We start from the raw sequence: 14,389 nt of genomic DNA, 5'->3' as shown, positions 1-14,389 counted from the left end.
ATCTGTGCTCTCTTCGCTTCTCGCTCGGTCAAATGTAGTCCTCTCATGGACTGACATATTCACTGAGCAGTTACCTACTGACAATATCACTGAGCAAAGACAACAAATAACATCTTGCTTGACAAACCTGGCAAAGGCAAATACATTGGGCATATCCTTGCCTGTGCAATTATTCCAATTGAAATCAAACCAGCCTTTGTGCATGAAATATCCACTTTGACTGTTTTCAGTAATATTATCGGCGTGCAATACGGCAAAAAATCTAGAGGTGATCAATGACATCCAGTTCCCCCGGCAAACTCAAGGTTCTTGGTATCTCCGGTAGCCTGAGGCAGAAGTCGTTCAACTCGGCTCTGCTTCGCGAAGCGCAGGCCCTCGCCCCGGACGCGATGGAGATCGTAATCTTCGACATCCACACCATTCCGCTTTACGATGGCGATGTTGAAGCAGCAGGAGACCCTGCGCCTGTCAGGGAGCTCAAGGACGCAATCCGTGCAGCGGACGGTGTCCTGTGGGTCACCCCTGAGTACAACCACAGCACCTCCGGCGTGCTCAAGAACACAATCGACTGGGCATCCCGCGGCAAGGACAGCCCTCTCGTGGGCAAGCCGGTCACGTTCATGGGCGCGGGCTCTTCCGGCGGCACGGCGCGGGCGCAGATGCACCTCGAAAATATCTTCGCCGAGACGCGCTCGCACTCCATGTCCAAGCCTGGCGTCCTGGTCGCGTTCGCCCGCCGCCAGTTCGATGACAACCTGACGCTCAACAACGACGACACGAAGATGGCAGTCCGCGCGCATCTGGAGGCGTTCGCGCTGTGGATACAGAAGATCAACCGCAAGTAGGCACTGTCCCGCTTCTTTAACAACAAGCGCCGCCCGATAAGAATCGCGGGCGGCACTGCAATATCTCCCCTGTCGAAAGAAGCCTGGAAAGCGACAACTGACCTGGCGCCCGGCGGCCAAGTTGCCTGAAGGGACTGTCAACAACTCGGCTCCGCCAGCTTTAGAGCGTGTCCGTCATACGGGCGATCGCGCTCTGCAGGTTAGAGGTCAGGTGTACCCTCGCAACACGCCGTCCCTTCTCCCGGAGCGTCAGGTAGTCGCCCAGCGCCTGCGCGTCGGCGAGCGTCGCGAATGTGAACTGCTCGCCTGGTACCGGGAGGTCGCGCGGGTGCTCAGCGGTCACGAGCAGGAAGACGCCGCCGGCAGGCCCTCCCTTGTGCAATTGTCCCGTTGAGTGGAGGTACCGTGGGCCGTACCCCAGAGTAGTGGCCACGCCGAGCTTCGCGGAAAGCGCCTTGCGCAGTGAAGTGAATGCCGTGTCGACGTAAGGCGTCTCGCGCATGAACGCCAGGACCGCGAAATAGTCCCCTGCGCCGGCGGACCTGACCAGGGACTCGAAGGAGCCTGCGCCTTCGGGCTCAGGCAGCCTGCCTGTTTTCCGGAACTCGGCGATCATTTCCGAGGCCATCTCCTTGGCGCGCTGCACGTCCGGCTGGTCGAACGGGTTCACGCCCAGCATCGCCCCGGCCGTGGCGGTTGCGAACTCCCAGCGATAGAACTCCGCGCCAAGATCGTAAGCGTCCTTCAAGTCGAGCCTCAGCAACGGCTTGCCGGCATCCGCCAGGCGGGAAGCCAGCTTGTCCGTCTCGACGTTCGCGTCCCCTTCCACCCAGACATACACAAAGCAGCGCCCCTCGCCGTACTCCTGCGCGTCCAGGCGCGATTCCCCCGCTACCGGGACGATGCCCTTCCCCTCCTTGCCGGTGCTCTCGGCGACCAGCTGCTCCACCCACAGGCCGAAGCTGGAAACGGAGGGCGAGGTGATGAGCGTCAGCTTGTCCCGGCCAGCAAGGGCGTTTTCACCCATGTATTGCCCAAACTCCGCGCCGGGGTTGTCCCGTCCGTCCTCGCACCTCGCACGCATTTCGACCGCGCGGGCAAGGAGCTCGTTCACGTCCAGGCCGATCAGGGCCGCTGGCACAAGGCCGAAATACGACAGGACGGAGTACCTTCCGCCAACGTCAGGCGGATTTACAAAGGCGCGCCTGAAACCGTGTTCCTGTGCCATTCGCTCCAGAGGTGTCCCCGGGTCCGTGATAGCGACGAAGCCGCGCCCTGCCCGCTCCATCCCCACAGCCTTCTCTACGACGGCGCGGAAGTGCCTGTACAGGGAATTAGGCTCGATGGTGCCGCCGGACTTGGACGAAACGACGAAGAGCGTCCTGGACGGGTCTATCAGGTCGGTAACGGCGATGACGGCGGCGGGAACGACGGAGTCCAGGACGATGAGATCCGGGTAGCCGTTGCGCGGCCTGCCGAAGCTCTGCCGGAGCACCTCCGGACCCAGGCTGCTGCCGCCCATCCCGAGCAACACGACGTGCCTGTAACCCTCCGAACGGACTTCGTTCGCAAACGCGGCAATGTCTTCGACGTGGTCCTGCATGGAGACCGGCACGTCCAGCCAGCCCAGCCGGTTAGAGATCTCCTCCGGAGAGGGCTTCCAGATGGTGTAATCCCTGCGCCAGATACGCTCGACGATTTCGTTGATACGCAGGCTGGTGGGCATGGATAAGCCTCCGGAACCACAGCCCGCGCGCCTCATCACACCCGGGCCACCTGCCCGCCGTGCCGGCAGCCGGAACAGGCGCGATGAATCGCGCGGTTTACAATTCCTGGTCTATTTTCTGGTCTGCGCCAGGAGCTTCGTCCGCTTCTGCTCAATGTTGGCCATAAGCTGATCGAACGAATCGGCAAACGCCTTGACGCCGTCGGACAGGAGCTTGCCGGTCACCTGCGTCATTCTTATGCCGGCCCGCTCAAGGTCGGCAAAGACCTTCTCGGCGTCCGCGGTATCCCTGTCAACCGTTACCTCCGGCTTACCATGGTCCAGGAACGCCTTGAGCGTATTCTCCGGCATGGTGTTGACCGTGTCACGGCCTATCAGGTTGTCGACGTAGATGACGTCTCTGTAGGCCAGGTTCTTTGTGCTCGTGCTGGCCCACAGCGGCCTCTGAACGTGGGCGCCTTTGGCCTTCAGCGCCTGGAAGCGCTTGCCGCCGAAGTCGCGCTGGAAGTCGCCGTACGCCAGCTTCGCGTTGGCGATGGCCGCTTTGCCGGCAAGCGACTTCTCTTCCGGCTTACCCTTTAGACTATTATCCACCAGAGTGTCTACGCGGCTGACGAAGAAGGAGGCCACGGAGGCCGCCTTCGAAACGTTTCCCCCTGCCTTCGCCAGGTCCTCCAGTCCGGCGATGTACGCCTCGCGCACCTGGCTGTAGGCCTCCAGCGAAAAGACGAGCGTGACATTGATGTTCAGGCCGTCCGCTATCAACCGGCGAATTGCGGGCACGCCTGCGGGCGTTGCGGGCACCTTTATCATCACGTTCGGCCGGTTGAGGGCCCTGAAAAGCCGGTGGGCCTCGGCCACCGTGCCTTCCGTGTCGTTCGCAAGCAACGGGCTGACCTCCAGGCTGGCGTAGCCGTCCACGCCCTTCGTCGCATCGTAGACGCCACGGAGCATGTCGGCGACTGCCTGGATGTCCTCCACCGCGAGCGCTTCGTATATCTCCCCCGCGGACTTGCCCTGGCGGGCAAGCTTCACCATCTCGTCGTCGTAGTCAGCACTCTGGGCCATCGCCTTTTCGAAGATCGTTGGGTTGGAAGTAAGGCCGGTCACCCCCTGCTTCAACAGCGCGGCAAGCTCGCCGGACCTGATCAGCCCGCGCCGGACGTTGTCGTACCACGCCGATTGTCCCAGGGCGTTCAGCTTCTGAAGGTTGTTCATTTCGTCTCCTTATCGTGCGCGTCCAGCGCTTTTTCGAGGCCCGGCACCTGGTCCGCTCCGGCCGGCACCTGTATCGTCGATCCCTTGAAATCGTCACCAACGGCTTCGTACCGCCCTCCCAGGTGCGCGGCGAGGAAGGCTTCGGCGACGGCGTTGAAGGCCATGTTGTTTTCCGGGCGGGCGAATCCGTGACCTTCGTCGGGGAAGAGTACGTAGGTAACCGGGATTCCTTTGCCCCGCAACGCCTGTACGATCTGGACCGACTCGGTTTGCTTGACCCTCGGATCTTTGGCCCCCTGGACTATGAGTAGTGGGCGGTTTATGCGCTCTACGTACGTAAGTGGCGAGCGCTCTTTGAGGAATTTTCGGCCCTCTTCATTGCGGTGGTCGCCCACGCGGGTGGCGAAGACCTCTATCTGGGGCGCCCAGTACGGGGGGATGGACTCCAGCAGGGTGACCAGGCTCGATGGCCCAACGATGTCCACCCCGCAGGCGAAGGTGTCCGGCGTGAATGTGAGGCCCACCAGCGCCGCATAGCCGCCGTAGCTGCCGCCGAAAACCGCAACTCGATTCCGGTCTGCGATGCCCTGCCCCACGGCCCACTCCATTGCGTCCAGGAGGTCGTCGTGCATCTTGCCGGCCCACTCCATGTTGCCGGCGTTGGTGAAGCGCTTGCCCAGGCCTGTTGAGCCGCGGAAGTTAACGCTCATGACGGCATAGCCACGGTTGGCCATGAGCTGGTGCATGGGATTATAGCCCCACTCGTCCGCGCGCCCAGGGCCGCCATGAACGTCCAGCACCATCGGGAGCGGCCTGTCCGGCGTGCCCGGGCTGCGGGCATCGCTGCCGTACGGGAGGGTGTAATAACAGACCATGTCCAGGCCGTCGCGCGTCTTGATTACGGCGGCGTGCATCTTCGAAAGGGGCAGGCCTTCCAGGCGCTTGCGGTTGGAGAACAGGAAAGAGTCCTGTCGGGACCGGCGGTCGCAGCGGTAGTACCGCATCGGCCCATCGTCCATCATGAAGGCCACTATCCATTGGGTGTCGTCCAGCGTACGGCTGACGATCTCGATCTCGCCGCCCGCGACGGTCTTCAGGTACTGGAGGTCGCCGCCGACGCGGTCGTCGAGCACCATCCAGTGCTTGCGATCGTATGTGAATGCCACGGCCTCAACCGTCTTTTCCGTGGGGTGGGTCAGCACCTCGCTGACGTCGGCGCGCGGGTTTTCCGCGATGACGGTGCGCTCCCCGGACTCCGAATCGATCGTTACGAGCGCGGACGTATCCCGGTCGCGGCTGTCGATCATGTAGAGCGTCCGGCGCGATTTGTCGAAGCCGGAGGGCGTGGTCGTCAGCAGGTCCTCAGGGGGCACCGGGATGAAGAGCTCCCAATCCCCGGATGGCGTGGGCCTGAGAAGCTCGCTGCCGCCGGAGGAGGTCAGGCGATACGCGAACCGCACCTGGAGGCTGTCGTCCGTCACGTAGCCGGCGAAGCCTTCGTTCCTGGCGATTATCTCGCGCTGTCCGGTGGCTATGTTCACGCGGTAAAGGTCATGAAGCTGCGGGTCTCGGTCGTTCAGGCCGACGACGATCTCCCCCGGAAAGTGGTGGCTAAGCTCTTGCACCTGGGCGTGGACGCCCTTGATGGGCGTGAGGTCCACGGTTGCCTGAGTGGCGATGTCTACCGAATAAACGTGCCAGTCCTCGTCGCCGCCCTGGTCCTGCATGTACAGGATGTGCTCGCTGTCGAACGCCCAGAAGTATATCCGAATGCCGCGCGCCCGGTCGCTGGTGATTGGCCTCGCGGTCGCGACATCCGTTGCGTCGCCGACCCACACATTGAGAAAGCCGTCCACAGGCGCCAGGAAAGAGAGTTTCCGGCCATCCGGGCTTATTCGTGGCGACGCCCTGTCCGGGTTGCCGAACAGCACCTCCCTCGGAATAAGCTGGACAGCCTCGCTCGTGGTCAAAATGCTCCCTCCGGCCCTCGTTCCTTCTCACCCCTAGTCTATCGGATGCGCAGATTGACGGCAAACGAGGCCGTTGCTACACTTGCGCCGAAATTCGAGGAGGGGGAGGCACTTGGACAAGAAGGCGCTGATAATCGGGATAGACGGGTGCAGGCCGGACTCTTTGCTGGCCGCGAAGACGCCGACGATCGATTCGCTAAAGGCGCGCGGGGCGTACAGCTTCAAGGCGCAGGCGTGCAGGTTCACGAAGAGCGGCCCGTGCTGGACGAGCATGCTCACAGGGACGTGGCCGGAAAAGCATGGAGTGGTCAACAACTCCTTCGAAGGGTTCAAGCCGGAAAGCTATCCCCACTTCTTCCAGCGCCTGAAGGAGGCAAAGCCCGGCGTGCGCACAGCCTCGATTGTCCACTGGGCGCCGATAAATACCCACCTTGTGCGCGGGGCAGACATCGTGGGGACGTACCCAACGGACGATGAGGTCGTTACGGCGGTTTCGCGCGTACTGACGACTGATAATGTCGACGCGCTCTACCTGCACTTCGACGATGCGGACGGGGCCGGCCACAAGAACGGCTACGGCCCCAACCAGGCCTACCTGGATATGCTGGCGGTAATCGACTCCAGGATCGCATCCATCCTCAAGGCGCTGAAGTCGCGCAAGAGCTACAGCAAAGAGAACTGGCTGGTGCTGGTGTCCACCGACCACGGCGGCGAGACGGAGAAGGCGCCGGGGGCGGTGAAGGCGCGGCACGGGGACGACGTGCCGGAGCAGAGGACGATCTTCGTGATAGTGAGTGGGAACGCGGCGAAGAAGGGCGAGATACTGCCGGCGCCGAACAGCGTGGACGTGCCGCAGACGGTGCTCAGTCACCTGGGAGTGGCGGTGCGGCCGGAGTGGGGCTGGGACGGCAGGCCGGTGGGGCTGCAGGGCACGCGCTAGTCGCGGTAAGCCTTATCGCGGGGGAGGACACTAAGAACAGCAATAACGCGAGCTTCGTGGTCCGGTGAGAACCGGACCCTTATATCGCCGACTCGAAGGCGCCATTCGTTAGGCGCATCATTGAGCTTTTTGAGATCACCAAGAGATGGGAAGTAGGTTAATGCAGCCAACCGGTCTGTAACTCGCTCCCTCAAGCGAGGCTCCAGACGCCTGAGGTCCCGCTTTGCCCGCGGAGACACCACAACACGCCACCGTGCATCAGTTATCTTTCCTGAGCTCGTCGATGACCTCCTCGAGGGGCCGGGCCTTGCCGTCAAGATACTCCTGCCAGGCCTCCGCGACGCCCTCTCGCTCCTCCTCCGTCTCCGGCTCGTCATCGATCGGCGCGTTCAGCAGCGCCCTGAGGAACGGGTCGCCCTGGTCACGAAGGGACTTGAGGTACCGCGCAGCGGACAGGAGCTCGCTGTCAGGCAGCTCGTCAATAAGGCGATGAAGCTGTTCCTTTGTCACCATCTACTGCGCCTCCACAACATGCGCTTCTCCACGATGAACGGATGTCCCTGACCGTATTTTACTCCAGGTCAACTATCGCGTCGCCGTCCATGACCTGCTTGCCTGCCGTTACGTGCACCGTCTTGACGACGCCTGACCAGTCGGCGCGCAGCACCTGCTGCATCTTCATCGCCTCAAGGATGCAGACCTCGTCGCCGGTGACCACCTGGTCGCCGACCTTGACAGCAACAGAGACTATGACGCCGGGCATGGGTGAGCGGAAGGACTTGCCGCCGCCTGCAGGCGCTGCGCTCCGGGCCGGCTGGCGCGCGCCGTCGGATGAAACGGGAGTGGGCGTCACGGGCCGCGACTCCGCGCGCGGCGCGACAGGGGCAAGGGCGGTAGGATTGCCGCTGTCGTCCAGGCTGACCTCAACCAGCTCGCCGTCCACGAAGGCGCGGACGGGAGAGGTGTGGAGGTCTTCGACCTCGACCGTGTACCAGCGGTCTTTGACTTTAACCTTGAGCTTTTTTTCCATTCCTTCGGCTTGCCTCTGAAACGGCCTTGCGGCCAGTCTTATCGCCACCCTTCCGGCTAGACGGACATTATAACAGCCGCAGTGGGCAGTGGGCAGTGAGCCCCTGATATAATGTCACCCACGAATTGACGTCAAGGCAAGGGACCCATGGCTAAGGCGAACAGGATCGACATTAATTGCGATATGGGCGAAAGTTTTGGTATGTACAAGATGGGCCTCGATGAAGAGGTCATCAAGCACATAAGCTCGGCGAACATCGCATGCGGCTTCCACGCGGGCGACCCGATGTGGATGCGGACGACCGTCAAGCTGGCGGAGGAGATCGGAGTCTCGATTGGGGCGCACACCAGCTTCCCGGACCTTGTGGGCTTCGGGCGCAGGGATATGACCGCCTCCCCCGAGGAGGTCAAGAACGACATTGTTTACCAGATAGGCGCGCTGCAGGCCTTCACGAAGGCGAAGAAGCTGCAGCACGTCAAGCCTCACGGGGCTATGTACAACCAGGCAGTGAACGACGAGCCGCTGGCCCGCGCCATCTGCGAGGCGATACAGGAAGTGGACCCGGACCTGGTGCTGGTAGCGCTTGCCGGCTCGAAGTGGGTGAAGGTCGCGAAGAGCATGGGGCTGCGCGTGGCGCGGGAGATCTTCGCAGACCGGGCGCTGAACCCGGACGGCACGCTCGTCTCCAGGACAAAGCCCGGATCCGTCCTGCACGACATAGACGAGGTGGCCGAGCGGAGCCTGAGGATGGTCACGGAGGGCAAGGCTGTGGCGATTACCGGCGACGTCATCGAGGTTGAGGCAGACAGCATCTGCATACACGGGGACACGCCCGGCGCTGTGGAGATGGCTGCGAAAGTCAAGAAGGAGCTGCAGGCGGCAGGGGTATCTATCGTGCCGGTGGGCAAGCTCGTATAATAGGTGGGTTGCCCTCGGCAACCGCTAAATCTCTCCCTTCAAGGGGTGTCCAGACACTCAGTAATGTACGATTCTCCTCGGTTCCTCAACGCCGGTGACACGGCCTTTGTAGTAGAGCTTGGCGATTCGATCAGCCCCGAGTGCAACCGGAAGGTCCACACCCTCGTGAAGGCGCTCGACAGCCGGGAGATTCCCGGCATCGTCGACATAGTGCCTACCTACCGCTCTCTGCTGGTGCAGTACGATCCTCTTCGGGTCGGTCTGAAGGACCTGAAAGGGATAGTCCTCGAGCTGGAAAAGACGATTGACGAGGGCCATACGATCAAGCCCCGAATCGTTAAGGTCCCGACGCTCTACGGCGGCGATCACGGCCCGGACATGCAGTTCGTTGCCGAGAACGCCGGCGTAACTCCCGAAGAGGTAATCAAAATACACTCGGAGACCGACTACCTGGTGTACATGATGGGGTTCACCCCGGGTTTCCCGTACCTGGGCGGCCTTTCGAAGAAGCTGGTGACACCCCGCCTCAAGACGCCCCGCACGAAGATACCTGCAGGCTCCGTGGGCATCGCGGAGTCGCAGACGGGCGTATATCCACAGGAGAGCCCCGGCGGGTGGCGCCTGATCGGCCGCACGCCGTTGAGGCTGTTCGATCCCAGGAGGGCGCCGCCTTCGCTCATAAGCGCGGGCGACATTGTGCGGTTCACGCCGATAACGCAGGTTGAGTACGACAGCCTCCATGAGACTGTGAAGAAGGGCGAGTTCCAGGTGTCTAGCGTGGTGTCAGAGCAATGAGCAACCCGGCGATACAAGTAATAGAGTCCGGAATGCTGACGACGGTGCAGGACCGCGGCCGCATAGGCTACCAGCGGTTCGGCGTGCCCGTTTCCGGCGCAATGGACGAGTTCGCGCTGCGAGTCGCAAACGTACTTGCCGGCAATGACCAGAACGCCGCCGCCCTCGAAATTACCGTCCTGGGTCCCCGCGTGCGGTTCCTGCAGGACACGATGATTGCGTTGACCGGCGGCGACCTTTCTCCCCAGATCAACGATGAGCCAGCTCCAATGTGGAAGACGGTCGCTGTCGCGCGCGACAGCGTCCTCTCCTTCGGCGCCGTGCAGGATGGGACGAGGGCATACCTGGCGATTGCGGGCGGCATAGATGTCCCCGTCGTTATGGGCAGCCGCTCCACGTACGTCAAGGCGGGGATAGGCGGACACGAAGGCAGGCCGCTCAAGCCCGGGGACGTGCTGTCCACACTGCCGTCCCCACACGGCTCCGCCTTCGAGCCCATCGCGCTGCCTCCCGGCTACATAGCCCCGGCCTACGGCGGACACCACGAGCTCCGCGTCGTGGCAGGACCCCAGGACGACAGGTTCACTGCGGAGTCGCTCTCCACACTGCTTTCGGCCCGCTTCTCGATAGGGCTCGACTCCGACAGGATGGGATACCGGCTGGACGGGCACAAGCTCTCGCACGTCAAGGGGGCGGATATCGTCTCCGACGGCAACGCGCCGGGCGCTATACAGGCGCCGGGCGACGGCAGGCCGATGATCCTCCTTGCGGACAGGGGCACCACGGGCGGTTACACGAAGATCGCCACGGTAATCAGCACGGACCTGAGCAAGGTAGCGCAGGCGTTGCCCGGCCAGACCGTCTCATTCAAGACGATTACGGTCGAGGCCGCTCACCAGATCTACAGGGAGCGGGAGTCCATCTTCGCGGCGCTGCGGCGGATGGTGGTCCCCCCAAGGCTGAAAGTGACGATTGGCAGAGATGTTTATGAGGTGGTCGATGAGGGCGGAGACGCCGTAGGCCACGTGAGCCTGAACGGCTCGACCACGACATCCCGGAGCAGGCGTGTCACGGCGAAGGTGCAGGGCCAGTCTTACGAGTTCGAAGTTGAGGTGCACAGGGAGGAAGAGGCAGGCGGGCCGTAGCGGTCTGAAATTGAGGTTTGGAACGAATAGAGGCATCCGGTTGTGGATGCCTCTATTCGTTCTCAATGGTCCACCGACGGGCCAGTGCGGCTATCTAAGCGTGCCGCTGGGGCTGGCCGGGACGCTCCTGCCGAAGTCGATGTCGACAACTCCGGCGACGAGCAGAATGACGAAGATAATCAGAACGGCCGCGAAGATGCCGCTGGGGAAGTAGCCCTAGTCCCGGCTGTACGAGTACGTCGGCAACGCGGCCAGAAGCAAGACTATCAACACTGCGAAAATCAGGATGCCAAGCATTGCTTACCTCCTGTAATTCCAAAACGCCACCTGGACGCAGATTGGACCACCGTTCCTGACACTAGTAGCGCCTCACGACGCGGTCGCGGCCCCAGATAATAGGCGCGGCAATGGCGGCAATGAGCTAGACGCCTCCGAGAAGGAAGTACGCCCAGCCGTACTCGGGGTGCATGCCGAGAGACTCGTGGAACGCATCGCCCCTTACCATGACCACCATACCCCATGCCAAAGATACCGCTCCGAACATGGTCATCAGCCCCCGGCTCGCGCCAGGCATTGCGCCTGCCATTATCATCAGAAGTCCGAAAACGAACTCAATGGCGCCCATCATCGGCGTGTGATGAATTCCGGCCACCGTTATGTGGTCTGTGAAGCTCTGGAACCCCGAGCCAATGAATGACAGGAGTCCAAATACCGTCAGGCCGATGCCTATCGCCAGCGCCACCAGCTTGGCCGGGCTCCAGGGCGCCCTCTCATATGCCCTCTCGTGGTCCACTTCACTCGCCGGTACCGTGCGCTCCGTAACAACGGTCCTGGCTTCGGTGTCTACATCGTCGCGGACGACCGTCTCGGTCTCCTCGTATTCATGCCTTTCACGCCGCTTTCTCGGCGGATAACCCATAGCCATACTTCACCTCCATGCCGAATTGGCGTTACGGATACCCGAATTACAATTCCCGGTTAGCCTAAAGGGCGGAGGAGCGCTGGACGATACCCCATTATTGAAACGGCGGCGCATTACGGAGATGTGCCGGTTCGGACGATTTTGGGCGGCCAAACGGTCTAGGAGGGACTTGCTAAGCCGAAAGAGGCATGCGCGGTACTGCTACAGCGTTACCCCGAGGCGGTGCATCCGGTCCAGGATAGCCTGCCTGGCCTCATGGAAGGGCCGCTGGAGGTACGCCATGTGGTCCGGCTCGCCGTGATGATGGGTGATGCTCCCATGGCGGTGCTGCACCGACCGGTTGCGGATGTACTCAATGTCGCCTTCGATCATGGTTAGCATATAACGGGCGGTGTTGCGGTCGAACATCCACCAGTCGCCCCCGCAGGCGACGTAGACCGGAGACGTGTGGGCGAAGATCCGTCGCGTAAAAAAGTCGAGATGAGTGAGTGAAGGGGTAGAGGGAGAGAGTAAAGCGGTAGAGATTGTTCCGAAGTAATCCGGCCCACCCGCCCGCGCTGCGAGCCAGGTGTTTTTCTCAACCGCTATCTCCTGTCGCAGCTCCAGACGGCGGGCGCCGTTCTTTGAACTGGCCTCTGCCACCACCCTGCCCGCGTTGACGATCTGGAGGGTGTGCAAGGGGAAGATGCTCTCCGCCCATGCCTCCACGAAGACCTTGCCGGGGCCGCTGATGCGGACGGTCTCACCGATGCCCTGCCCCTCGACCGCCAGGCCGATCATGGGGCCGCTGCTCAGGAACGTGCGTCCGGCGGCGACGCTCTTGCACCAGCCTTCATAGGTGAACTGCTCGTCCGGGGGCAGCTTCGCGTAGGTGCGGTAAAGCCCAACAGGGACGTCCGAGGACATTTTGTCCGTCCCCCCAACGAGCGGCAGCCGGTAACCGCCGTTGAGATAGCGGTACCACTCGTTGTGGTTGAACCAGGTCTGTCGGACCATTTCGATACCGTCCAGCCTGCCGGTTGCGATGAGCGCGGCGGACTCCCCGTTCGGCGTCGGGAAGTGCGGCTGCACCACCCAGCCACCCTGGGCATGGGCCTCGTCCGCCCAGCAGGCCGCCACGGTCTCGAGCGGTCCACCTATTTCCGCCTCCCCCAGGCCGTCCGAACACCACGGCATGATGGGCTTCTTCAGGCCCCAAAGGTTCATGTGGGCCATCAGGTGCTGCCGGTTCTCCTGGCCGACGTAGATTATGTGGCGGCCGTCCTTGGAGACGCTGGGCCCGCCGGTGAAGTCCTCCGTATTGGTGAACAGGGATCCCCACTGCGACTGGAGAAGGTTAACGACGTTCAGGTCCTCGGCGGCGGACTCCAGGTGCGCGCCGCTGGCCGAAACGAAGTGGACGTGGGAGTCGCCGCTGTACCAGCCCTTGCGGTTCATGTTCGTCCAGCGCTTCAGGCGCAACGTCAGCTCGCGCTGGCCGGGACTGATGTGCACCTTTGTCCTCAGCGGCTCGTACTCGTAGCCGCGGGCGATGTCCACTATCGCGTCGCCGCGTGGGAGCCACCCCTGGCACTTCCCGTCGATATAGGCGTACGTTATGTGGCCGAGGCGGGCGTCGCCGCCGATATCGTTGTGGAACGTGTTCAGGTTGGAGTTCACCTGGTTGTGGTGGCCGTGCGGCTGGAAGGGAACGCCTTCCGGGGAGCGGAAGTGGACGCGGCACGGGATGGGTCGGCCCGTCTCATCGTCAACCACGGTAACGTGCACCCAGTTCTTGCCGGGGTCGATTAGCTGGACCGCCACCTGCGGGGTGTCCACGATGCCCTGCTCTACAACGTCCCCCCATTTGACCGTCCCTACGACCTCGTCGCCCTGTTTCACGGTGACGGTCGCGGACGGCGTCGCGGAGACCTCCACGTAAGACGGGCTGGATGTCTCGTTGTCCTTCTCGCCCCAGCCCTTGAGGGCGTCCGCCAGGAATTCATCCGGCGTGCTGAGAGGAAGGGGAAAGGCGTACGAGGCGACGCCGCGGTCCACGCTCACATCGACTGAGAAGGGCTTCGCCGCCCGCTCCGGGTCCTTGAGGACGATCTTCGCCGCCCGGCGGGCGTCGAGCACGAACGGGTCCTCGTCCGCGTGGCCGAGCGTTACGGCGGCGATGATGAAGCGCTGCCGCACGGGCACGATGGTGAACGACTCGATTTCGACATCCGGCTTCGGGTTGCGCCAGTGCCAGAGGAAGTAGCGCTTCGAGAACCCTTGCAGGCCTTCGGACTGGCGATTGCCCATGTCGTCCCACCTGCCCTCGTACCGCGGCATCAGGGCATCGTGAGTATCCCGCACGGCGTCGAACGGCAGGTACGGCGCCCCCGTGTAGGTAGGCCGGTGGTAAGGCGGGTTGATGGCGGAAATCTGGAACCTCTCGCGGACCTTCACCGTCTCAATGGAGCCGTCCGCGAGCCTGAACACGTAGTCCGCGACGTGGTTGCCGATCAGGCCGCCCTGAGGGACAGAGGTCTCCAGCAGCCTGTGGGCGATGACCACGTTGCGCGCCCGGCTACGGATGGGGACTGTGACAGGCGCGCTGTCTCCCCGAAGGTCGATGAAACAGTTATCGCCGTCCTTTGCCGCAGGCGCACCGACAAGGAACGGCAGCCCGAGCATCGTCTGGTTTCCGAGGCCGTCGGCGCCCGTTTCACCGATTGCCGACATGTTTGAGCTGCAGAGGGCCGAGATATCGAGCGGCTGGTAGTCGGACATGAGGGCCTCGCGCCGTGAAATAGGGCCGAACCTTTAGGCCGTGCCGGAGATACAGGGTTGGTCCGCCGTTTATTAGGTAGATGCCTATTCTGTAGTCGCGCTTGCAACCAGTTTTCGCTC

The 14,389-nt window shown here is 62.5% G+C and carries 13 protein-coding genes; 5 read left to right on the top strand and 8 right to left on the bottom strand.

Translation table 11 applies throughout. The features are described from left to right. Positions 1–275: 275 nt before the first annotated feature. Positions 276–845, top strand: a complete 570-nt coding sequence (locus FJ319_02430; GenBank protein MBM3933152.1) for an NAD(P)H-dependent oxidoreductase — start codon at positions 276–278, stop codon at positions 843–845. A 160-nt stretch (positions 846–1,005) separates the two neighbouring features. On the opposite strand, the gene FJ319_02425 is transcribed toward FJ319_02430, so the two are convergent. From FJ319_02425 to FJ319_02415, 3 genes are all read right to left on the bottom strand, one after another. Next, complete coding sequence (locus tag FJ319_02425) at positions 1,006–2,571, bottom strand: glucose-6-phosphate isomerase (protein ID MBM3933151.1); 1,566 nt, start codon at positions 2,569–2,571, stop codon at positions 1,006–1,008. Positions 2,572–2,682: 111 nt separating this feature from the next. Then, positions 2,683–3,789, bottom strand: a complete 1,107-nt coding sequence (gene tal, locus FJ319_02420) for a transaldolase (GenBank protein ID MBM3933150.1) — start codon at positions 3,787–3,789, stop codon at positions 2,683–2,685. Then, on the bottom strand, positions 3,786–5,720 hold the full coding sequence (locus tag FJ319_02415; protein MBM3933149.1) for a S9 family peptidase: 1,935 nt from the start codon (positions 5,718–5,720) through the stop codon (positions 3,786–3,788). The genes tal and FJ319_02415 overlap by 4 nt, the downstream gene beginning before the upstream one ends. 112 nt (positions 5,721–5,832) lie before the next feature. Between FJ319_02415 and FJ319_02410 the strand changes: the two genes are divergently transcribed. Beyond that, entirely contained in the window at positions 5,833–6,699 is an 867-nt protein-coding gene (locus tag FJ319_02410; protein ID MBM3933148.1) for a metalloenzyme superfamily, read from the top strand. Here the strand turns inward: FJ319_02410 and FJ319_02405 are convergent. From FJ319_02405 to FJ319_02395, 3 genes are read right to left on the bottom strand one after another with little or no spacing between them, the layout of a single operon-like run. Further along, complete coding sequence (locus FJ319_02405; protein ID MBM3933147.1) at positions 6,696–7,076, bottom strand: hypothetical protein; 381 nt, start codon at positions 7,074–7,076, stop codon at positions 6,696–6,698. The two genes, FJ319_02410 and FJ319_02405, sit on opposite strands and share 4 nt — an antisense overlap. Further along, positions 6,958–7,212, bottom strand: a complete 255-nt coding sequence (locus tag FJ319_02400; protein MBM3933146.1) for a hypothetical protein — start codon at positions 7,210–7,212, stop codon at positions 6,958–6,960. The genes FJ319_02405 and FJ319_02400 overlap by 119 nt, the downstream gene beginning before the upstream one ends. A 58-nt stretch (positions 7,213–7,270) precedes the next feature. Then, positions 7,271–7,729: an acetyl-CoA carboxylase biotin carboxyl carrier protein subunit gene (locus tag FJ319_02395; GenBank protein MBM3933145.1), complete on the bottom strand. Its 459-nt coding sequence runs from the start codon at positions 7,727–7,729 to the stop codon at positions 7,271–7,273. A gap of 147 nt (positions 7,730–7,876) precedes the next feature. Here FJ319_02395 and FJ319_02390 point away from each other — a divergent pair, with 147 nt between their 5' ends. The 3 genes from FJ319_02390 (at position 7,877) to FJ319_02380 (ending at position 10,587) form a co-directional block, all read left to right on the top strand. Then, positions 7,877–8,647, top strand: coding sequence for a LamB/YcsF family protein (locus FJ319_02390; protein MBM3933144.1), 771 nt, complete (start codon positions 7,877–7,879; stop codon positions 8,645–8,647). Between the two features lie 63 nt (positions 8,648–8,710). Next, positions 8,711–9,442 (top strand): 5-oxoprolinase subunit PxpB, encoded by a 732-nt coding sequence (gene pxpB / locus FJ319_02385; protein ID MBM3933143.1) that lies wholly within the window; start codon positions 8,711–8,713, stop codon positions 9,440–9,442. Next, positions 9,439–10,587: a biotin-dependent carboxyltransferase family protein gene (locus FJ319_02380; protein MBM3933142.1), complete on the top strand. Its 1,149-nt coding sequence runs from the start codon at positions 9,439–9,441 to the stop codon at positions 10,585–10,587. The genes pxpB and FJ319_02380 overlap by 4 nt, the downstream gene beginning before the upstream one ends. A gap of 421 nt (positions 10,588–11,008) precedes the next feature. Here the strand turns inward: FJ319_02380 and FJ319_02375 are convergent, their stop codons facing one another. Together FJ319_02375 and FJ319_02370 are read right to left on the bottom strand one after the other, a co-directional pair. Next, positions 11,009–11,512: a hypothetical protein gene (locus FJ319_02375; GenBank protein ID MBM3933141.1), complete on the bottom strand. Its 504-nt coding sequence runs from the start codon at positions 11,510–11,512 to the stop codon at positions 11,009–11,011. A 198-nt stretch (positions 11,513–11,710) separates the two neighbouring features. Then, positions 11,711–14,269, bottom strand: coding sequence for a hypothetical protein (locus tag FJ319_02370; GenBank protein ID MBM3933140.1), 2,559 nt, complete (start codon positions 14,267–14,269; stop codon positions 11,711–11,713). Positions 14,270–14,389: the final 120 nt, after the last annotated feature.

This window comes from SAR202 cluster bacterium (assembly GCA_016872355.1).
Classification (GTDB): domain Bacteria; phylum Chloroflexota; class Dehalococcoidia; order Lucifugimonadales; family VGZY01; genus VGZY01.
The sequence above is the reverse complement of the archived record's forward strand: the minus strand, read 5'-3'. Positions and strand labels throughout refer to the sequence as shown.

Coding starts and splice junctions, on each gene's coding strand:
- FJ319_02405 (MBM3933147.1), bottom strand. CDS start 7,076: ATGACGAGCCGGAGACGGAGGAGGAGCGAGAGGGCGTCGCGGAGGCCT.
- FJ319_02380 (MBM3933142.1), top strand. CDS start 9,439: ATGAGCAACCCGGCGATACAAGTAATAGAGTCCGGAATGCTGACGACG.
- FJ319_02395 (MBM3933145.1), bottom strand. CDS start 7,729: ATGGAAAAAAAGCTCAAGGTTAAAGTCAAAGACCGCTGGTACACGGTC.
- FJ319_02430 (MBM3933152.1), top strand. CDS start 276: ATGACATCCAGTTCCCCCGGCAAACTCAAGGTTCTTGGTATCTCCGGT.
- FJ319_02370 (MBM3933140.1), bottom strand. CDS start 14,269: ATGTCCGACTACCAGCCGCTCGATATCTCGGCCCTCTGCAGCTCAAAC.
- FJ319_02425 (MBM3933151.1), bottom strand. CDS start 2,571: ATGCCCACCAGCCTGCGTATCAACGAAATCGTCGAGCGTATCTGGCGC.
- FJ319_02390 (MBM3933144.1), top strand. CDS start 7,877: ATGGCTAAGGCGAACAGGATCGACATTAATTGCGATATGGGCGAAAGT.
- FJ319_02375 (MBM3933141.1), bottom strand. CDS start 11,512: ATGGCTATGGGTTATCCGCCGAGAAAGCGGCGTGAAAGGCATGAATAC.
- pxpB (MBM3933143.1), top strand. CDS start 8,711: ATGTACGATTCTCCTCGGTTCCTCAACGCCGGTGACACGGCCTTTGTA.
- FJ319_02400 (MBM3933146.1), bottom strand. CDS start 7,212: ATGGTGACAAAGGAACAGCTTCATCGCCTTATTGACGAGCTGCCTGAC.
- tal (MBM3933150.1), bottom strand. CDS start 3,789: ATGAACAACCTTCAGAAGCTGAACGCCCTGGGACAATCGGCGTGGTAC.